We start from the raw sequence: 19,734 nt of genomic DNA on the forward strand, positions 1-19,734 counted from the left end.
CCCCGAGCCAACCCCCTTACCACCCTCTAGCAGGCCCGCCACCCTCTCCTCGCCCTCTCGCCGATGCGATTGTCGTTCTTGCCTTCCCGGCGTTCCCTGCGCCGCCCGCCACGGCTGCTCCATGCCCTGCTCCATGCCCTGCTCCTGATCGGCTCGACGGCCGCATCCTGGCTGCCGGTCGCGGTCCTCGGACAAGGCGCGGCCGAGCGCGAACCGGTTCGACAGATCGAGATCGGGGTGCTCAGTCACCGGGGTGACGCAGTGACCCAGCGCAACTGGGGACCGACAGCGGACTACCTGACGCAACAGCTGCCCCGCCACTGTTTCCGGATCAAGCCGCTCGGGTTTGATGAGGTCGGGCCTGCCGTGGCCGCTGGGCGGGTCGACTTCCTGTTGGCCAACCCGGGGATTTACGTCGACCTCGAGGTCCGTCATCGGATCTCGCGCATCGCCACCATTCGCAACGGTGTCGGCCAGCATGAGCGCAACCTCTTCGGCGGGGTGATCTTCACGCGCCGCGACCATCCCTCGGTCAGCCGCCTCGAGGACGTCAAGGGCAAGCGCCTTATGGCGGTGCATCCGGATTCGCTCGGGGGCTATCTGATGGCGCTCGACGTGCTGCGCAGCCAGGGCATCCGGGTGCCGAAGGATATCGCCTCGATCCGCTTCGCCGGCATCCATGACAAGGTGGTGCTAGCGGTGCGCGATGGGCGGACGGATGTCGGGATCGTGCGCACCGACATCCTGGAGCAGATGGACCAGAAAGGCCTGATCGAGCTGTCGCGGTTTCGGGTCCTCGGCCAGCGCAGCGATCCCGAGCTGGCGCTGCTGCATAGCACCCCGCTCTACCCCGAATGGCCCTTCAGCACGTTGCAGCGGACCGACAATCGACTGGCCCAGCAGGTTGCGATCGCGCTGATGCAGATGCCGCGTGATGATCCGGCCGCACTCGCCGGCAGCTACTCGGGCTGGACGGTGCCGTTGGACTATCGCCCGGTCCACAGCCTGCTCCGCGAGCTGAAGCACCGGCCTTACGACCAGCCCAAGGCATTCACCCTGCTCGATGCGCTCCGGCGCTATTGGCTCGTGGTCGTCCTCGGCGTTGCCGCACTGCTGGTCATGATCGCGCTCACCAGCCGCCTCCAGGCGCTCAACGCACGCCTGAACCGGGCCAAATCGACGCTCGAGCAGCGCCAACAGCTGATCCTGAACTCGGTGGCCGAGGGCATCTATGGGGTCGACCTCAACGGCCGCACGACCTTCGTCAATCGCGCCGTCGAACGCATGACCGGCTGGGAGGCGCACCAGCTGATCGGCTGCAATCAGCACCAGGTGCTGCACCATAGCCATTGCAATGGCACCGCGCATGGCAGCGAGGACTGCCCTGTCTACGCCACCTTTCGCGACCAGCGGCCGCGGTTCATCGAAGACGACCTGTTCTGGCGCCGAGATGGCTCGAGCTTTCCGGTCGAGTACAGCACCACCCCGATCCGCGACGCCAACGGCAGGACGGTCGGCAGCGTCGTCGTGTTTCGCGACACCACCGAGCGTCGCGATGCGGCCGAGCGCATCCGCCGCCTGGAGGTCGAGCAGGCCCGCGTCGCGCGTCTGAGCACGCTCGGCGAGATGGCCTCGGGGATCGCGCACGAGCTCAACCAGCCGCTCACCGCGATCACCACCAATGCCCGTGCCTGCGTGCGCCTGATCGAAGACGGCCGCAGCAACATGGTCCGTTACAGCGAGATCATGACCAAGATCGCCGAGCAGGCCGAGCGCGCCGGCGAGATCATCCGCCATCTGCGGCGATTCGTGCGCAAGGAGGCGCCTGAGGTGGCGCCGGTCCGGGTGGCCGAGCTGTTCGACACCGTCAAGGTCTTGCTGCATCAGGATGCGCGCCAGCATCGCGTGGCGCTCACCATCGAGATCGACGAGGGCGTCGATTCGGTCATGGTGCAACGGACCCAGATCGAGCAGGTGATCCTGAATCTGGCCCGCAACGCCATCGAGGCCATGTCCGAAACGCCCGGCAGCCATCGACTGAGGATGTCGGCCAGCCGCTTGGAGGAAGACGGCGCGGACAGGGTGCGAATCTGCATCCAGGACAACGGCCCCGGAATACCGGAGCGGGTGCGCGAATGCCTGTTCGAGCCCTTTGTCACCACCAAACAGAAGGGCCTCGGGCTCGGTCTCTCGATCAGCGCCGGCATCGTCGAAACACACGGTGGCCGGCTCAGCGCCGCCGCCACCGAGGCTGGCGCCCGGTTTCAATTCACGCTGCCCGTCGCGGCCAGCGTGTCGCCTTCAGGGCCCAACACAGCGCAACCAGCTATCAAGCAGTCAACTGGAGTGCAATCGGCATGACCAACGCTGAGCCACAGGTGTTCATCGTCGATGATGATGACGAGGTTCGAGACGCCATCAGCCTATTGATGGACTCGGTCGGACTCCCGGTCCGTGCCTACGAGTCGGCACAGGCGTTCCTCGACGACTTCGACCCGCAGCGACCCGGCTGCCTGATCCTCGATGTCCGCATGCGCGGCATGAGCGGGCTCGAGCTTCAGGCACGCCTCGCAAACGAGCCGCTCTACCCTCCGATCGTGATCATCACCGGTCATGGTGATGTCCCGATGGCGGTCCGGGCGGTCCAGGCCGGTGCCGTCGACTTCCTCGAGAAGCCTTTCAACGATCAGGCCCTGCTCGATGCCGTCCACCGAGCGCTCGGCGTGGATGGCCGCCGCCGCGGCCACGCGATGCGGGTGGCAGAGGTGAATCAACGGCTCGACCGTCTGACGCCGCGCGAGCGTGAGATCCTCGATCAGATCGTCGCCGGCAAACGCAATAAGGTCATCGCCGCTGACTTGCAGATCAGCCAGTCCACCGTCGAGGCCCATCGCGCCAAGGTGATGGACAAGCTCGGGGCGCGCTCCTTGTCCGAGCTCATGCGCTTGATGCTCGAGCACCAGCTCGCCGCCGAGGAACCCTTGGAAAACCACCAGTCATTCGGGTGACAACAGGAATTTCCGGCCCCAAGACGCGTCTGATAGGCTCTCAGGGATTGCAATGCGTTTTCGCAAAGTTGCGTTGATCGCGATCTTTCGTCAGTATTTTCCGTCGGTCACGCAGCGCGATTGCGAAGGATCAGGGCCGCTTCCTGATCAGCAGAGCGGCCGCGGATGCGTTGCCTGGATGATCACAACAGCGGGCGCATCCAATGCGCAACTTAGGGACCGACAACCCTAAGGCACCAAAACGAGAGACGTCGCCGGCTTCTGCTGCAGCGACCCGAATCACCTGCACCAAGCCATCAAGCATCAGGAGGTACACCATGCTGTCAGCCAGTCCCCGACTCCGCAGCACCACCGCAGCAATCGCCCTCGGCTTGCTCACTGTCCCGGCGGTCGCGGACATGCCCGCATTGACACTCGAGGGCAGCGTCGAGTCCGGAAAGGAGATCGCGATGACACGCTCCAAGGGCAACTGTATTGCCTGTCACATGATTCCCGGCGGCGAATCCCCCGGCGCAATCGGCCCCGCGCTCGTCGCGATTCAGACCCGTTACAGCAGCAAGGCCGACCTGGCCCAACAGATCTGGGACCCGACAGTGAAGAACCCAGACGTCGTGATGCCGCCGTTCGGCAAGCACGGCATCCTGAGCGACCAGGAGTTTGTCGACGTCGTCGAGTACGTCTGGTCTCTCTGAGCCAGAGGTACCCACATCCGTGGTGTCTCGCGACGCATCGTCCATGGCACCCCGAGGATAAGGCGAATGTCGGCTTCGGGCGGCGTCGACAGTGAAGGCTGCACGAATGGCCCACGCGTCCAACGCCCGATGTCAGATTCCCGCGAATCGGAGCATTCCACCTGGAGGCAATTCCAAGATGAAGAGATCATTGATTACCATCAGCGCGTTGGCCGTCGGCTGCCTGCTGGCCGCACCGATCATCGCAAGCACGCCGGAGGAAGATCAGGCCGCCTGGCAGGCCTACTTCCAAGAGCGCTTCCCGCAGGTGCCGAAGGACGACTTCGCCAACGGCGTCTACTCGATCGACCCGGTCGGCCGCGAGAACTGGGAGGCGATCGAGGAGTTCCCGCCCTACGAGACCGCGATCAGCAACGGTGAGGAGATGTGGAACACCCCGTTCGCGAACGGCAAGACCTACGCCGACTGCTTCCCGGACGGGCCAGGCGTCAAGGCCGAGTACCCACACTGGGACAAGGAGCGCGGCATGGTGGTCACACTGCCGCTTGCAATCAACGAGTGCCGCGAGGCCAACGGCGAGGAGCCGCTCAAGTACAAGAAGGGGCCGATCAACGACATTGTCGCCTACATGGCGTACGAATCTCGCGGCGATGTGATCAACGTCGAGATCCCCGAGGACGATCCCCGCGCGCTCGAGGCCTATGAGAAGGGCAAGCAGTTCTACTTCGCGCGTCGCGGCCAGCTCAACTTCTCTTGCGCCAGCTGCCATGTCGGCAACTCCGGCACCACCCTGCGCACCGAGATCCTGAGCCCGGCACTTGGCCATACGACCCACTTTCCGGTCTATCGCTCCAAGTGGGGCGCAATGGGCACCCTGCATCGGCGCTTTTCGGGCTGCAACAAGCAGGTCCGCGCCAAGCCGTTCGAGGCCCAGGGCGAAGAATATCGGAACCTCGAATACTTCCTGACCTACATGAACAACGGCTTCGAGATCAACGGCCCGGGCGCACGCAAGTAGCCCCACAGCCGTTCTGAGACCGAGCTGAAAACGAAGCGCCGGTCCCGCCGAGCGAGCCCTGCTAAGCCAGGACCACCGGCGGGACCATTGAGGAACACGAGAGGAGCTAATTCCGTATGAAGATGCGCCGTATCACCACCGGGATCATCGCCATCGGCCTGATGGTCCTGATCCCGGCGACCGCCACCTGGGCGACGACCCGCGACGAGGCCGAAGCCGCTATCGCCGAGGCCAAGGTTCTACGCCAACAGGCAGTCGAGGCCGGGGTCGAGGACAGTCTCGCCGGCGAGATGATCGAGCAGGCCGAATCGCTGCTGCCGTCTCGGCAGTACACCCGTGCACGCCAGTACGCCTACTGGGCGATGCGTCAGGACGAGTTTGCGATGAAGGTCGCCGCTGGCGAGGTCGAGCTCGAAGACGATAAGGCCGCCGCAGCCGAGGCCATGATCGCCGCCGCGGAGGCGGCCCGCCAAAAGGCCGCCGAGGTAGGAGGCGAATGGCGCGATGTCGGCAAGATGATCAAGAGCGCCGAAACATTGATGGGAGCCGGTGAATTCGACAAGGCGATCGAGGCTGCAAGTGCAGCGAAGTTCCAGGCCGAGAAGGGGTACGAGCAGGCGCTGGCCGAGAAGGACGCCGACATGCCCGACTACATGCGTAAAGCGCTCGAGTGACAATCTTTACGCCTAGCCCGGGCCAGCCCAATCTAATCCGCCAGCGAGAGGAGAGTCATCCATGCGAAGCCCTTACAACCTGATCGCCGCTGTCTTGCTAATGCTCTTCGGCACCGCCGCAATCGCCGCCGATAACAAGATCACGCCGATGATCGAGAGCGTCGAGGTCACCGACGACGGCGAGACCGTAACCATCACCCGCGGCCACGATCGCAACGCCACCTTGCCCGAGATCTTCCAGAAGACCGACCGCGGCTGCCCGCCGTTCTGCGTCCAGCCGATGCACCCGATCCCGGGCGTCAATACCGTTGGTGAGCTCGAGGTGCTCGACTACCTGCACCGCATCCACCAGGGCGACAAGTCGATCATGGTGGTCGATTCACGCACCCCGGACTGGGTCATGCGCGGGACGATCCCAGGCTCGGTCAACATCCCCTGGAACAAGATCAACACCGATACCGCCGGGACCTTCGAGACCCCTGCAGAGGCCGACACCTTCGTCCATATCCTGGCCGACGAGTTCGGTGCCAATCAGGACCCTCAGACCGGCGAATGGAGCTTCGAAGAGGCCAAGACGCTGGTGCTGTTCTGCAACGGCATCTGGTGTCCGCAGTCGACCGCCAACCTCAAAACCCTGGTCGAATACGGCTATCCGGTGCACAAGCTGAAGTGGTACCGCGGCGGGATGCAGGACTGGGTCAGCGTCGGGCTCACCACCGTGAAGCCCTGACCACTGCCCAGCCCGCTGCCCAACCCGCTCCCCAGTCCACTGCGGGTTACCGCCAACAGACTGCGAGAGGCGCCTTCGGGCGCCTTTTTTGTGTCGCCGTCGACGACGACACACGCTTCGTCCCCGATGCCCACCGAACAGGCGGCAGGGTTGCGCCGGATCTCAACAAATCCAATGGCTTACATTCTCAGATCGGAAAATCGACGCCCGATTTGAGGTGGCCGCCGCGGCCTCCAGCCCCGGACGACCGGATGCGGCCGATTGATGCACCGCACAAACCCTCATTGCCGCATCGTCTATAGTGTTTTGTTTTGGCCGTTTGGAGGCATCCAAAGCAATGACCGATTATGTGCGTTGGCTGAGCGAGCTGGGGATGGACGATGTAGCCGTTGTTGGCGGCAAGAACGCCTCGCTCGGCGAGATGATTCAGCATCTGACCAAGCTCGGAGTCCGTGTGCCGGGCGGTTTTGCGACCACCGCGCAGGCCTACCGCGATTTTCTCGCCGTTGACGGCCTCGCCGAACGCATCGCGGCCGAGCTCGACGCCCTCGATGTCGACGACATCGCCGCGCTCAGCGCCGCCGGCCCGCGCATCCGCGGCTGGATCATCGAGCAACCCTTCCAGCCGGAGCTCGACGCGGCCATCGAAGCCGCCTATGCCGAGCTCGCCGACAAGACCGGCAGCGCCGCCGACACCACCTGGGCCGTGCGTTCCTCAGCGACGGCCGAGGACCTGCCCGACGCCTCGTTCGCCGGCCAGCAGGAGACCTTCCTCAACATCCACGGGCTCGACAACGTCAAGCACGCGATCAAGGAGGTCTTCGCCTCGCTCTACAACGATCGCGCGATCTCCTATCGGGTGCACAAGGGCTTCACCCATGCCGAGGTCGCCCTCTCGGCCGGCATCCAGCGCATGGTGCGCAGCGATCTCGCCGCCAGCGGCGTGATGTTCACGCTGGATACCGAATCCGGCTACGACCAGGCGGTCTTCATCACCTCGAGCGTCGGTCTCGGTGAGATGGTGGTCCAGGGCGCCGTGAATCCGGACGAGTTCTACGTGCACAAGCCCACCCTCAATGCCGGCCGGGCCGCGATCCTGCGCCGCAGCCTCGGCGACAAGGCCATGCGCATGGTCTTCGCCGAGCCCGGCAGCCGGGAGCCGGTGCGCACCGAACAGACCCCGGCCGAGCTGCGCGGCCAGTTCTCGATCACCGACGCCGAGGTCGAGGCCCTGGCCAAGCAGGCGGTGCTGATCGAACAGCATTACCAGCGCCCGATGGACATCGAATGGGCCAAGGACGGCATCGACGGCGAGCTCTACATCGTCCAGGCGCGTCCGGAGACGGTGCAGAGCCGCAGCGGCCAAGTCATCGAGCGCTTCCGCCTCAAAGAGACCGGCACGGTCTTGGCAACCGGCCGCAGCATCGGCGGACGCATCGGCGCCGGCAAGGCGCGCGTGGTCGACTCGATCCGCGACATGCACGAGGTCCAGGCCGGTGATGTGCTGATCACCGACATGACCGATCCGGACTGGGAGCCGGTGATGAAGCGCGCCGCCGCCATCGTCACCAACCGGGGTGGTCGGACGTGTCACGCCGCGATCATCGCCCGCGAGCTCGGCGTGCCAGCGGTGGTCGGCTGCAACGACGCGACCGACAAGATTGCCGACGGCCGGGCGGTGACGGTCTCCTGCGCCGAGGGCGACACCGGCTACATCTACGACGGCGAGCTGGACTTCGAGCACAAGGTGGTCGAGCTCGAGAAGATGCCCGAGGTCCCGGTCAAGGTGATGATGAACGTCGGCAACCCCGAGCGCGCGTTCGGCTTTGCCTCATTGCCGAATGCCGGCGTCGGCCTCGCCCGGCTCGAGTTCATCATCAACAACACCATCGGCATCCATCCCAAGGCGCTGCTGGAATACGACCAGCTGCCCGACGACCTCAAGGCCGAGATCGGCCCGCGCATCAGCGCCTACCCGAGCCCGCGCGAGTTCTTCGTGATGCGCCTCGCCGAAGGCATCGCCACCCTGGCCGCGACCTTCGCGCCGAATCCGGTCATCATCCGGATGTCCGACTTCAAGTCCAACGAGTACGCCAACCTGATCGCCGGCCCGCGCTACGAGCCCGAGGAAGAGAACCCGATGATCGGCTTCCGCGGCGCCGGCCGCTATGTCGCCGACACCTTCCGCGACTGCTTCGCGATGGAATGCGAGGCGCTCAAGTACGTGCGCAACGAGATGGGCCTGACCAACCTGCAGATCATGATCCCGTTCGTGCGCACGCTGAATCAGGCCAAGGCCGTCACCGAAGCACTCGCCGAGCAGGGCCTGAAGCGCGGCGAGAACGGGCTCAAGCTGATCATGATGTGCGAGATCCCGTCCAACGCCGTGCTCGGCGAGCAGTTCCTCGAGTACTTCGACGGCTTCTCGATCGGCTCCAACGACATGACCCAGCTCACCCTCGGCATCGACCGCGACTCGAGCCTGGTCGCGGCCGACTTCGAGGAGCGTGACCCGGCGGTCAAGGCGATGCTGTCGATGGCGATCCAGGCCTGCCGCAAGCAGGGCAAGTACGTCGGCATCTGCGGTCAGGGTCCATCGGACCACGCCGACTTCGCCGACTGGCTGGTCAAGGAGGGCATCGAAAGCGTCTCGCTGAACCCGGACACCGTGATCGACACCTGGCTCTACCTGGCCGAGCATCTCAACAATAACGGCTGAGGACCGAACAGAGGCAGGGATGCCTCAAAGGCTGCGAGCTTCACATCCATCGCTTCGCCTCCGCGCGCACGCGTTCACCAAAGGCACCGCTCAGCCTCGGTGTGGTGACGAGATCGACATGAAAGGGCACGATCGACTCATCGAGTTCGTCGATGATCTCGGCGATCACCCGATCCGGCAGATCGGCATCGATCCAGAGATCGTAATCGGAATTCCATGCCGCATCGCCCCGCGCCCGCGAGCCGTAAAGATAGACCGCCGTACCGTCCTGCACATGATCTCGCAGGACGTTGCGGATACAGGTCTCGGATTCGCGCCGGAGCTCGTCTCGGTTCATCGTTCTACTGTAAACCACTCCTCGATGGAGCTCACCACATCACCCACACGCGCCCTTTCCCGCAAGGATTCCAACTGGCGCCTGGCCACCGTCTGCCCGTATTCCACTGCCGAGATTTGTGCCACGACGCGTCCGCGCCGGGTCACCAAGAGCTGTTCGCCGGCTTCCACACGCGCTAGATACCTTGGCAAATGGTTGCGTAGCTCGCTGATGTTGACCGACTCCATCTCACTCATCACAGCGTTTGCACAATCCCGTTGTACAAATTCTATACCCCGACGACCTTGCCAATGGCGCCATGGCTCGTGCGACTGGCTGCGCTCGCGCTGTTCCAAGCGCGCAAGCGCCTTCTGCGCACGACGCTCGATGACCAGATGATAGGTCAAGGTTCCGCGTCTCCCTCGATCTCCGCCATCGCCTGCTCAAAAGGAACCGGTTCGGAGGGATGACGCTTCGCCTCGTCATACGCACGAATATGGGCCAGCTCCTCGAGCGCATCCTGGATGCGCTCCCAGTCATCCAGCGGCAAGAGCACCGCCGTGCGCTGGCCAGCGCCGTCGACAACGTATTGTACCTGTGTGACCATCGCATCGATCTCCGGAAAAGGTTTGCTCTTGGCTGAGCGCGTTCGGTTGAAGTGACGACACGCGCTCGCGCAGATGCGCCTAGACTAGGTCAGAGGCCGTCGCCCTGCGAGCCGCCTACGAGCGCGGGAAAACAGGAACGCTCATCCCAACTCAGCGGCCAGCATCCCGTAGAGCTCGCGTTGGCGCGCCTGCGACAAGCGCCGGATACGGGCCAGGATCTCGTCCAGGCTCATCTGATCATAATGCGCATGCAGGGCGTTGCCGATCGGCTCCAGCGCCGCCTGTTCAGCCGCCGTCAGCGGGTCCGGTGGCTCGCGCAATGCCTGCAGCAACTGTTCGGTGCGATGCTTATCGAGCTGAGCGACCGCATCAGCCGCCGGAAACTGTTCCCGCCAGCGCTGCACGCGCGCGGCGCGGGCCTCGGCCTCCAACGCCGCCCGCCGCTGCGCCAACGCCTCGCGCATCGCCGCGATCTCCTCCTGATGCGCCCGCGCCAGATAGCCCGGCGCGCCGTCTAGCTCATGCGCGATCCGCTCGCACTCGCTCGCATCGGCGCGCGCGATCACATCCCGCAACGGCCGCCGCGGCTTGATCCATTCTTCCGAGCGTCGTTCAGCCGCGGCAACACGCTCCTGCACCAACGCCTGATAGACCGCCGCCAGATCCCAGGCCGGCTCGATCTCCTCCGGCTCTCCTTCCAGACCCTCTTTCACATCATCTGCTGGCTGATCGCCCTCCTGGTCATTCAACAGTCTCAGCAGACCGGCGAGCTGATCGGCGCTTTGCTGCGCGAGCACCTGCGACAGACGCTCCGGTGGCACCTCGCCCTGCTCCCAGGCGGTCACATGCTCGGCGATGCGCTGTAGCTGCACGACGAGCCGCCGGCACAGCAGCAGATGCAGCAGCCAGAGTGTCAGCGGTTCGCTGAAAAACGCGTCCTCACGCAACACTTCGGCCCCGAGCGCCGTCGCGCCGAGCTGCCACTCGCCCCGCTCCCGCTCGGCCGTGATCAGCCCCATGCCGCGCGCGTAATGGATCATCGGTTCGACCTTCCCGGTCGATTTGCCGGTCGGAATCCCGGTCTCGCTGCCGATCGCTTCTTTGTCCCCTCGCCCATTCGCTGTCGCGAATCGCAGCAATTGGCTCAGCAACCGACGATCGGGCAAGAAGGTCTGCGGAAAATTCAGCGGTAGCTGTTCCATCAAGAGGCTCAATAGACCTCGTCGTGCGTGCCAATATCGACGAGCAAGATAACGTCTTCGCCTGTTTCCGGATCATTCTCTAAACCAAAAACGATCCGGCAATCGTAGCCACAAGTGCAGGCAAAGAGCCCAAGCAAGTGACCGCTGAGTTTATGCGTCCCGAGCCGCGGCAGAAAAACGTCTTCTTTTAAGTCTTGTATCACGGCATCAATCCTTGCCTGCAAGCCCCGATCGCGCTTAACAAACTTCTTGTAGCTGCGCCTGAACTTCGAGGATAAGACCAGCTTGGTCATTTGTCCTCAATCAGATCTTGATGCAGCGTAGCGAGTGTATCTTCTACCGATTGTGCGGGTAGCTGTCCATTTCGAAAACCTGCTCGTGTTTGTTGCGCTTCTTCCGCAATTTCCCGCCTCCTTGCATCGATATGACGATGACGTAGGATCTCCACGAGCATCTCTTGTTGCTCTAGCGGCAAACGCGACGCCGTGGCAATCGCATCGTCCAAAGTTACTGTATCTGTCATTCGATTCGCGCCTTTGATGATGTCAGTCGTGAACCCTCGTCAAGCAATGCCAAACGCTCGCTCCTCCAACGCCGTCACCGACACCAGCACCGGCTTGGTCTGCAGCTTACCGGCCGAGGTCTCGACCGGGCCGAGCGACCAGCATTGCCCCTTCTCCAGCCGCGCCAGCCGCTGCGACCAGTCCGACTTGGAGTCGCGCGTGACCTGGGCCAGCAGCGCGGCGAAGCGCTCGATCTCGGTGTCCGCCGGCCGGAAGAACAGCTTGTGCCCAGCCTGGAACAGGCGGTCGCGCTGCTCCTGGTTGAAGTTGCTGGTGGTCTGGGTGGCCAGGATCAGCGACAAACCGAACTTGCGACCCTCGCGCAGCATCTTGTCGAGCGGCGAATCCGAGCGATGGTCCAGATTCTGGATCTCGTCCAAGACCACCGGAATCGGCCGCTTCTTGCTGCCGGTGGTACAGGCATAGTCGTAGAGATCCCACAACGCAAACTCGGTCACCAGTTTCTGCACCTCGCGGCCACAGCCCTTCAGCTGCAACACCTGCACCCAATGCTCGTCCGCCGCTAGCATCGCATCCCAGGCCGAGTTTTCGCCTTCGCGGAACGGTTGCGCCTTGATGAACGGCTCCAGCTTGTTCGCCAAGCTCAGGCCGTATTGCCCCTCGTCCTGCAACCGCTCCAGGAGCTGATTCAGAGAGAACCCGGCGTCGGCCGAGATCCCGTTCTCGATCGCCCGCACCAGGGTCGCGAATTGCTGATCACCCATGGTCTCGTAGACCGAGTTGAAGATGCTCGCCACCCTTGATCCGACCTGATACGGGTTCTCTTCGAGCGGTGGCACATTCGGATCGATGATCTGCTGCTGCCGCCGGAAGGGGTTCAGCGGCAAGCCAGCGCTCGCGACATAGTGGCTAGCCGGCTGAGCGACCTCGGTGAAGCGTGACTCGACCTGCCCCGGCAGGAAGCCATCGGTGTAGTCGATGATCAGCGAGCGCAGCCCCTGTACGGCCATCTCCGTGAGCAGACACTGGATGCCGTAGGTCTTGCCCGAACCGGACGCGCCGAACACCAACAGGTGCCGGTTATCGAGCCGCTCGTGCCCGTAGTGCCAGTACACGGAATCGCCGTTTTGGTCCAGGATCAGCATCGGCTCAGGCCCCGCCTCATTGGTCCAGAAGGTGAAGATCGCGCCCTGCCAGGCGATCTCGAGATAGCCCTCGGCCAGGCTCTCCATCGCCCGATCCAGCTCGCGCCACCGCTGCTCCGGCAGGTTCACCTGCGCGCGCGAGGTCACCGCGCGCTGCAACCGCGCCGCCAATAGCGGCGATCGAAGCCCACCCGCTAGACTTCGGTGCCGTTCTTGATCTTCATCGCTCCAGCTTCGTCCATCGTGTTCCGGAGGAGCTCACGCACGTCATTTGCCAGCAGCACATTTAGCCAGCGTTCGGCCTCGCGCCCAACGCGCCGATCAGCCGTCACCCAGATCTCAATCGTTGTCAGCTCAGGCGCCCACTGAAGTCGTTCACTGAGCGCGGCTTCGTCAAGATCAGTGAACCGGCGCCCGCCGCTGTCGCGCTCGCCATGCCCGTATTTGAACGAGGCATAGAGTACGCCACCAGATCGCAGCGCTCGGGACAATCGCTGCAGTACGTTGGGCAGCTCGACCATCGGCACATGCAGCAGGCTCGCGCAGGCCCAGATACCGTCGAAGCGCTGGCACCAGTCGATATCCTGAAACCGCAAACGCTCGACCCGCAGGCCGCAACAGGACTCAGCCAGCGTTGCCAAACGTCGGGATGGCTCCATCGCGGTGACGCAGTATCCAAGCTCACGAAAGGCGCGCGCGTCGCGGCCAGAACCGCAACCCGCGTCGAGAATCCTTGCTCCCGGTGCCAGATAGGCCAGGAAACGGGCTCGCAGCGCCGACATGTCGACCTCGGCTGTTTCGGCAAAGAACCGGTCGGCTTGCGCCTCGTAGTAGGCGATGTTTAGATCAGGCTCTGTGGTAGCGATGGACACGAGGACTCCCGCCGTGACGTCGTCGGCCAGCCCGCTAGCGCGAGGCACATTGTTAAGGTGCGGCGCTGCACACCGGCATCGGAGGCACCCGCGAACAGCGTACCCGGTTCGACGAGGCTCAGCGACGATCTCCGATGCCCATCACACAAGGCCGTGAGTATCGACCCGATGAATGAGCGCCCCCCGCAACCATCCTCGCTGCCGTCGACCCAGCCCGAAGACGATTTCATCAGCCTCTTCGCCGAGGTATTCGGACTGGAAAAGGCCCAGCTCCTCGCGCCCGAGTTCCCGGTGCTGGATATCGAGGGCGGCGCCCGTTTCATCGATTTCGCGCTCCGTGCTGACAACAAGTGGATCGCCTTCGAGGTCGACGGCCCCACCCATTACCAGCCTCCAGCCTTCGACCGTAACAAGTACGAGGACGATCTGCTGCGTCAGAACAGCCTGATCCATCAGGGCTGGCAGGTGTATCGCTGGACCGACCATGAGTTGGACCAGCACCGAGAGCGCGTCAAGGAACAGCTCGCTCTCTTTCTCGAACGCGTGCCCGGCCTGCTCGACATGGATGACTTTCTGCCGAAGCAGCGCGCCTGTAAAGCAGACTTCAATCTGCGCACGCACCAGAGCGAAGCCCTCGACTGGCTGGGCAGTATCCGCGCCGAGGGCACGACCATCGCCCTGCTCGGTCATGCGACCGGCTCCGGCAAGACCTTTACCGCGATCGAGGACGCTCGGCGCGTCGGCCAGCCGGTGCTCTATGTCGCGCACACCAAGAATCTGATCCGCCAGACCGAGCGTGCCGTTGCCGAACAATGGCCCGAGGTGACCACTGGCGTCATTCAGGGCGGACGTTTCGAGCCCGATGCGGGATTCGTGCTCGCCACGGTGCAGTCCCTGTGCAACCGCCTGAGCGACATCGACCCCGCCTGCTTCCGCTACCTGATCATCGACGAAGCCCATCACGCCGCGGCCGACAGCTACCAGCAGGTATTGGCCTACTTTCGTCCCGTCTTCACGCTGGGCTTGACCGCCACCCCGGAGCGACCGGACGGCAAGCCCATTCTCGACGTCTTTCGTGACACCGCCCACCGACTGAGCCTCAAAGAGGCGATCGAGCGCGGTGAGCTGGTGCCCATTCGCTGCGTGCGGGTCAAGACCAACGTCGATCTCAGCCGGGTCCGCTTCAACGCAATCCAGTATCAACGCAAGGATCTGGAACAGGCCATCACCATCCCGGCGCGCGATGAACTGATCGTCCAGACCTATCTGGATCATGTGCGCGGCCGCAAGGCTGTCACCTTCGCCGTCAATGTCCGCCACGGCGAGGCGCTCGCCGAGCGCTACCGCACTCGAGGTGTCCCAGCCCGCGCGGTCTCCGGCCGGATGCCGAGCCGAGAACGCGATGAGGTGCTCGATGCCTTCGCACGCGGCAAACTGCACATGCTCTGCGCCTGCGATCTGCTCAACGAAGGCTGGGATTGCCCCGACATCGAAGTCCTGTTGATGGCGCGACCCACGTTGTCGAAGATCATCTACTTGCAACAGCTCGGCCGCGGCACACGCAAGGCCCAGGGCAAGGAATGCCTGCTGGTTTTCGACTTCGTCGACAACGCCGGGCGCTACAATCAGAGTTGGAATGTCCATCGCGCCACCGGCAATCCGCAATACCGGCCCGGCGGTTTTGTCGCAGCGCCAAAGGACCGCATCGAGGAGGAAGCCCTCACCGGGCCGCAAGACCCGCTGATCCTCAACCTCGGCCTCTGGACCGAGCACTACGAGGAGATCGACGTCTTCGACTGGCAAAGCGCGATCAAGGACATGCTCCCGGTTGCCGAGCTGGAACGCCAGCTCGCGGCATCGGAAGGCTACTTGCGCAACAAGGTCCTCCAGGGCGAGCTGGAGCCGGATCACGATCTCGCGCTCGGCCGCCGCCGCTACTTCTACTTCGCCAAAGCGCGCAAACAGGCGATTGCCGATCAGTTTGGTCTGAAGCCTGTTATAGCCGCCAACATCCGTGAGCGATTCTTCGCGTTCTGCGAAGACATGGACATGAGCGCCAGCTACAAGCCGGTTCTGCTGCTCGCCCTACTCGACAGCGTCGATGATGAAGGGAAGGCGCAGCTTGGCGAACTAACAAGCGCATTCCGAGATTTCTATCTGCAGCGATCCAACTGCGGTTTGCCGGCTGAGAAAGGCAAACTGCGCATGACCCGCGTGACCGAGCTCAGCGAGAGCGAGATACAGCGGTTGATACTGGAGATGCCATTCAAGAAATACGCGCAGCGAGGGTTCGTCGATTATGCGCGCGACTTGGCGCAACTACGGATCGTGCCGGCATTATGGAAGCGACTCGACGCGAATGACCATCAACGGTTAAGGGAGATCGCCAAGACGCGGATTGATGAGTACTTTCAGAGGTGAGCCAAATGAGTGGGCAACGGCGGCGCGGAAGCGGGCCGCGAGCGCCGCGTCGGTCTGCGCGAGGACGCCGGCGGCGGTTTGGTGCAACGCCCCGTCCGGCGCCGACAGCAAGGCACCGGCGAACAGACCCAGTGCCGATTTGCCCGAGCCGTAAGGTCCATTCAGCGCGAGCGCGCGATTCTGCGCCGCGTGCCCGAGCCCGCCGGCCATCTGCTCGAGCGCCTGCACGGCGCGCGAGGTGGGCAGGTAGGCCTGCACCAGCTCGCGCGCATTGCCGTCACGGCTGAGGTTGATCGAGCGGGTGTAGACCGCGTCGATCGCGAGGGTCTGGTCCAAACCGCTCACCCGTTGCTCCTTCTATCCGTCCGCAAGCCGATACTCCAATGGCCATACTTAGCTACGCGCGTCGTCTGGAGCGCCTTGATCGGCTGCAAGGGTGCTGATTGTCGGATTGCGCCGTGGCAGAGCGACGACACGATTCGGATGCTCGGCTTGTCTTGCCATCAAATCCTGATAGATCGCGTCAATATCGTAATTGAACTGACGGGCGTACTCATCTCTGAGTGCTCGTGTTTCGGCGACAATAGGATCTTGCCACATCGTTAAGACTCCATCAGCTCAAGGGGCGTACAGATCACCGGCGGTTCATAGCCATATTCCCGGCAGGTGAGTTCCACTTTCGGTCGAGTGTGTGCATTTGCAATATGTGTGCAGTTCCAGGTCAGTAGATATGCGACGCCGTTCACCGCAGCTATTGCAATGTGATACGCATCCGCTTCCGCTTTCTGGGGAAGCGCATGACTTTCGATTAGCATCCGCGCCAAGCCTCGGACATGTTCCGAAATTTCAAGCAAGGGAATATCAGCAAGGATAGCGAGGCGACGCCGCGAAGCTTCTGCATGACCTCTGCTTGCTTCGGAAATGACGAGATCGGAGGCGAAAATGCGATAATTCGGCCTAAGCGTTTCCCACCACTCGATCGTCGTGCTTTGATTTGCCATCGCACGCAGGTCATTGCTTGGTCGGGCTGTCAAATAGCTTATAACCGACGTTTCTACGTAGACTGTTTCACTCAAAGGGAATCCCTATTTCATCGATCACTCATCAGCCATACCGACTGCGATAATAATCACTGAGGATGTCCAGTGGCCTGAGCACAGCACCGCGGCGGCAGATCTGGTGGACACCGGCGGTGTCACGCAGTTCGTAACAGTCGGGGAATTGATCCATCACTCGTTCCAAGGCAGCCATCATCCCCTCTTCGCTCAAGCGAAACGCGGCGCCGGGGGCGACCCATTCGCCGTCACCATAGAGCATGACCCGCACCGGCAGCGCCGGTTGCTGGGGCTCGGCGGCGAACCGGTCGGCGAGCGCGAAGTGCACCGCAATCGGTGGCAGGAACGACCGGCTGGCGCGCAGGCTGCGGTAGCCGGCCTCGGCATCGGGCTCGATCAGCCCGAGCTGCGCGAGCGGTGAATCCAGGTACTCGTCAGTTCGCGTCTCGAGGGCGGCGTACATGCGCAGTAGCGTCGCGATATCGGATTTCAGGGTGCTGGCCGAGCGTTTGGCCTCCAACTCCTGATTGGTGAAATCGATTAGGCCGACGAGTGCATCTTGATCGCGGAAGCGCGGCATCGCGAAGCGGTTGAAGAACCAGAAGAAGCCGGTCGCCTCGCTGGCATTGGCGCTGATCAGCCAGTGTAGAATCCAGAGGGTGGCGTCGTCTTCGAGATAGGGATCGCCTTCGCTGCCGAGCAGGCGATGGCCTCGATGGGTTGGATGACGCCAATCTCGTTGTTGGTGTGCATCAGCGAGATCAGCAGCGTGTCCGGGCGGATCGCGGCGGCGATGGCCGCGGGCGCAATGACGCCATTCGCGTCCGGCCTGACGCGCGTGACCTCGAAGCCATCGCGCTCGAGCTGCTCGGCGCAGGCCAGGATCGCGCGGTGCTCGATGGCGGAGACGATCAGATGGCGGCCCTTGTCGGCGTGCGCGCGGGCAACCCCGGTCAAGGCGAGATTGTCGGCCTCCGTGGCGCCGCTGGTGAAGATGACCTCGTCGGGCTCGCAGCCGAGCTCGTCGGCGATCTGCTGCCGGCACGACCCGACCCGCTGCGCGGCGGCTCTGCCGTAGCGATGAGCCGTGGCCGAGGGGTTGCCGCTGGCTGCGCGCAGCGCATCCGTCATCGCGGCGACCACGTCCGCATCGACAGGCGTGGTGGAGGCGCTATCGAAATAGAGGGCGCTCATCGCTCAGTCGACTCGAACGAACACACACCGTAGCGAGATCCTCCGGAGAGCCCTCGGCGCACGAGCGAACGATCGATCCGGGGAATCAGCAACCTCCTTGTTTCGAGACAGACTCTGCTCACAAAACCAAGCGCAGACATGATCCTCGCGCTCCGAGCACCTTACGCCCGCAGGCCCCGCTTGGCAATCCCCTGCGTCCAGCTTCTCGTGCGCCTGGTCGAGCATCAGCGCCCACGGACAGTCCTTAGAGGCCCTATCGAAATGCCTGGCTAAAGAGTTCACGGCGCCGCCCCAGCAGTGACCTTCGGTGACGATGTGGTACTCGGTGACATGCTGGGCGTCGGAAAACACCCAGGGCGCGAGCACGTCCGCCTTAGGTGCTGCAGACCCGACCGCGCCGCGTTAGCCACAGACCGGCGTGGTGCGCTGCAGCGCGCTCCGGGGCGCTCCGAGCATTGGATTAACGGCGGCTGCCGTTACCTTTCCAATCGCTGGCACAGCACCGGGAGCCTGTCCCCCGGACTGCCAGGTTCGTCACTTCGCCATTTGGAGCCGATTCGATGCAGCTACGACGATTCAGCGCATTCGCGCTGACCCTGCTCGCCACAGCCACTCTCGCCACAGCCACTCTCCCCATCGGCGCCCTCGCCGTTGCCGCCGAGCGCGGGCCCGCGTTGCCCGATTACCCACCCGAGAAGGTCGCCGACGGCGTCTACGTGATCCACGGCCCCATCGACTATCCGACCCCGGAGAACCAGGGCTTCATGAACAACCCCGCGTGGTTGGTCACCGACGCCGGCGTGGTCGTGATCGACCCCGGCTCCAGCGTCCAGACCGGTGAGATGGTCCTGCGCGCGCTCCGCGAGATCACCGACGCCCCGATCATCGCGGTGCTCAACACGCACGTCCACGGCGATCACTGGCTCGGCAATCAGGCAATCCGCGCCGCCTACCCCGAGGTCCCGATCTACGCCCACCCGAACATGATCGCGGCCATCGAAAACGGCGCCGGCGAGCAATGGCTCGACCTCATGCTACGTGCCACCGAAGGCGCAACCGCCGGCACCGAGGCCGTCGGCCCGACCCAGGCCGTCGGCGGCGGAACCGAGCTCGAGCTCGGCGGGCTCACCTACCGCATCCACCACTGGGGCCCCGCGCATACCAACAACGACCTCATGATCGAGATCCCCGAGCGCGGGGTCCTGTTCGCGGCCGACAACGCCAACAACGAGCGCATCGTGCGGATGGACGATGCATCCTTCGAGGGACTGATCGACACATTGGAGCGCGCAAAGACCATCCCGGCCGAGGTCGTGGTGCCCGGCCATGGCCTCACCGGTGGCCCCGAGATCATCACCGAGAATCTCGACTACGTCGCCACGCTCCGCCAGACCGTCGCTGAGCTCTACGACGAAGGCCTCAGCGACTTCGAGATGAAGGACCCGGTCGCCGAGCGCCTCACCGACTACGCCGATTGGGCCGGCTTCGACGACGAACTCGGCAAGCACATCTCATTGGTCTACCTAGAGGTCGAAGCCGACGCCTTCTGATCGCCG

General features: G+C 63.6%; 21 protein-coding genes and 1 pseudogene. 9 read left to right on the forward strand and 13 right to left on the reverse strand.

The features are described 5' to 3' along the window. Window positions 1-63: 63 nt before the first annotated feature. From CKO40_RS19575 to ppsA, 7 genes are all read left to right on the forward strand, one after another. A complete protein-coding gene (locus CKO40_RS19575; protein WP_207173754.1) occupies window positions 64-2,361 on the forward strand; it encodes a PhnD/SsuA/transferrin family substrate-binding protein in 2,298 nt (765 codons plus the stop codon). Beyond that, a complete protein-coding gene (locus CKO40_RS19580; protein ID WP_200348143.1) occupies window positions 2,358-3,008 on the forward strand; it encodes a response regulator transcription factor in 651 nt (216 codons plus the stop codon). Before CKO40_RS19575 ends, CKO40_RS19580 begins: the two co-directional genes overlap by 4 nt. A gap of 317 nt (window positions 3,009-3,325) precedes the next feature. Next, window positions 3,326-3,700, forward strand: a complete 375-nt coding sequence (soxX, locus tag CKO40_RS19585) for a sulfur oxidation c-type cytochrome SoxX (RefSeq protein WP_200348144.1) — start codon at window positions 3,326-3,328, stop codon at window positions 3,698-3,700. A gap of 178 nt (window positions 3,701-3,878) precedes the next feature. Continuing rightward, a complete protein-coding gene (gene soxA, locus CKO40_RS19590; RefSeq protein ID WP_200348145.1) occupies window positions 3,879-4,718 on the forward strand; it encodes a sulfur oxidation c-type cytochrome SoxA in 840 nt (279 codons plus the stop codon). 116 nt (window positions 4,719-4,834) lie between these two features. Then, entirely contained in the window at window positions 4,835-5,392 is a 558-nt protein-coding gene (locus CKO40_RS19595; RefSeq protein WP_200348146.1) for a hypothetical protein, read from the forward strand. 61 nt (window positions 5,393-5,453) lie between these two features. After that, window positions 5,454-6,122: a rhodanese-like domain-containing protein gene (locus CKO40_RS19600; RefSeq protein ID WP_200348147.1), complete on the forward strand. Its 669-nt coding sequence runs from the start codon at window positions 5,454-5,456 to the stop codon at window positions 6,120-6,122. Window positions 6,123-6,459: 337 nt separating this feature from the next. Beyond that, window positions 6,460-8,841, forward strand: coding sequence for a phosphoenolpyruvate synthase (ppsA, locus tag CKO40_RS19605; protein ID WP_200348148.1), 2,382 nt, complete (start codon window positions 6,460-6,462; stop codon window positions 8,839-8,841). A gap of 40 nt (window positions 8,842-8,881) precedes the next feature. Here ppsA and CKO40_RS19610 read toward each other — a convergent pair whose 3' ends face one another. The 8 genes from CKO40_RS19610 to CKO40_RS19645 form a co-directional block, all read right to left on the reverse strand. Continuing rightward, entirely contained in the window at window positions 8,882-9,178 is a 297-nt protein-coding gene (locus CKO40_RS19610; RefSeq protein ID WP_200348149.1) for a nucleotidyltransferase family protein, read from the reverse strand. Then, window positions 9,175-9,564: a type II toxin-antitoxin system Phd/YefM family antitoxin gene (locus tag CKO40_RS19615; RefSeq protein ID WP_200348150.1), complete on the reverse strand. Its 390-nt coding sequence runs from the start codon at window positions 9,562-9,564 to the stop codon at window positions 9,175-9,177. Before CKO40_RS19615 ends, CKO40_RS19610 begins: the two co-directional genes overlap by 4 nt. Beyond that, window positions 9,561-9,764: a hypothetical protein gene (locus CKO40_RS19620; protein ID WP_200348151.1), complete on the reverse strand. Its 204-nt coding sequence runs from the start codon at window positions 9,762-9,764 to the stop codon at window positions 9,561-9,563. Before CKO40_RS19620 ends, CKO40_RS19615 begins: the two co-directional genes overlap by 4 nt. Window positions 9,765-9,905: 141 nt before the next feature. Continuing rightward, complete coding sequence (locus CKO40_RS19625) at window positions 9,906-10,967, reverse strand: hypothetical protein (RefSeq protein ID WP_200348152.1); 1,062 nt, start codon at window positions 10,965-10,967, stop codon at window positions 9,906-9,908. Between the two features lie 8 nt (window positions 10,968-10,975). Then, on the reverse strand, window positions 10,976-11,260 hold the full coding sequence (locus CKO40_RS19630) for a type II toxin-antitoxin system RelE/ParE family toxin (protein WP_200348153.1): 285 nt from the start codon (window positions 11,258-11,260) through the stop codon (window positions 10,976-10,978). Further along, on the reverse strand, window positions 11,257-11,490 hold the full coding sequence (locus CKO40_RS19635) for a hypothetical protein (RefSeq protein ID WP_200348154.1): 234 nt from the start codon (window positions 11,488-11,490) through the stop codon (window positions 11,257-11,259). Before CKO40_RS19635 ends, CKO40_RS19630 begins: the two co-directional genes overlap by 4 nt. 39 nt (window positions 11,491-11,529) lie before the next feature. Next, window positions 11,530-12,807, reverse strand: coding sequence for an ATP-binding protein (locus CKO40_RS19640; protein ID WP_200348155.1), 1,278 nt, complete (start codon window positions 12,805-12,807; stop codon window positions 11,530-11,532). A 23-nt stretch (window positions 12,808-12,830) separates the two neighbouring features. Beyond that, the gene (locus CKO40_RS19645) at window positions 12,831-13,508 is read right to left on the reverse strand and encodes a class I SAM-dependent methyltransferase (RefSeq protein WP_338074230.1); all 678 of its coding nucleotides are present in this window, start codon (window positions 13,506-13,508) and stop codon (window positions 12,831-12,833) included. Between the two features lie 168 nt (window positions 13,509-13,676). On the opposite strand from CKO40_RS19645, the gene CKO40_RS19650 reads away from it, so the two are divergent. Then, a complete protein-coding gene (locus CKO40_RS19650; RefSeq protein ID WP_200348156.1) occupies window positions 13,677-15,929 on the forward strand; it encodes a DEAD/DEAH box helicase in 2,253 nt (750 codons plus the stop codon). Here the strand turns inward: CKO40_RS19650 and CKO40_RS19655 are convergent. The 5 genes and pseudogenes from CKO40_RS19655 to CKO40_RS19675 form a co-directional block, all read right to left on the reverse strand. Continuing rightward, window positions 15,882-16,265, reverse strand: coding sequence for a hypothetical protein (locus CKO40_RS19655; RefSeq protein WP_200348157.1), 384 nt, complete (start codon window positions 16,263-16,265; stop codon window positions 15,882-15,884). The two genes, CKO40_RS19650 and CKO40_RS19655, sit on opposite strands and share 48 nt — an antisense overlap. 57 nt (window positions 16,266-16,322) lie before the next feature. Then, entirely contained in the window at window positions 16,323-16,529 is a 207-nt protein-coding gene (locus CKO40_RS19660) for a hypothetical protein (RefSeq protein WP_200348158.1), read from the reverse strand. 2 nt (window positions 16,530-16,531) lie between these two features. Continuing rightward, entirely contained in the window at window positions 16,532-17,005 is a 474-nt protein-coding gene (locus tag CKO40_RS19665) for a type II toxin-antitoxin system VapC family toxin (RefSeq protein WP_200348159.1), read from the reverse strand. 28 nt (window positions 17,006-17,033) lie between these two features. Then, window positions 17,034-17,693 (reverse strand): annotated as a pseudogene (locus tag CKO40_RS19670) (DUF4007 family protein); the annotation flags it as partial. Further along, on the reverse strand, window positions 17,621-18,178 hold the full coding sequence (locus CKO40_RS19675; RefSeq protein ID WP_200348160.1) for an aminotransferase class V-fold PLP-dependent enzyme: 558 nt from the start codon (window positions 18,176-18,178) through the stop codon (window positions 17,621-17,623). The pseudogene CKO40_RS19670 and the gene CKO40_RS19675, both read right to left, overlap by 73 nt. 560 nt (window positions 18,179-18,738) lie before the next feature. On the opposite strand from CKO40_RS19675, the gene CKO40_RS19680 reads away from it, so the two are divergent. Next, window positions 18,739-19,728, forward strand: coding sequence for an MBL fold metallo-hydrolase (locus CKO40_RS19680; RefSeq protein ID WP_200348161.1), 990 nt, complete (start codon window positions 18,739-18,741; stop codon window positions 19,726-19,728). The last annotated feature ends 6 nt before the right edge of the window (window positions 19,729-19,734 follow it).

It is taken from the genome of Halochromatium glycolicum, from assembly GCF_016584085.1.
Classification (GTDB): Bacteria; Pseudomonadota; Gammaproteobacteria; order Chromatiales; family Chromatiaceae; genus Lamprobacter; species Lamprobacter glycolicus.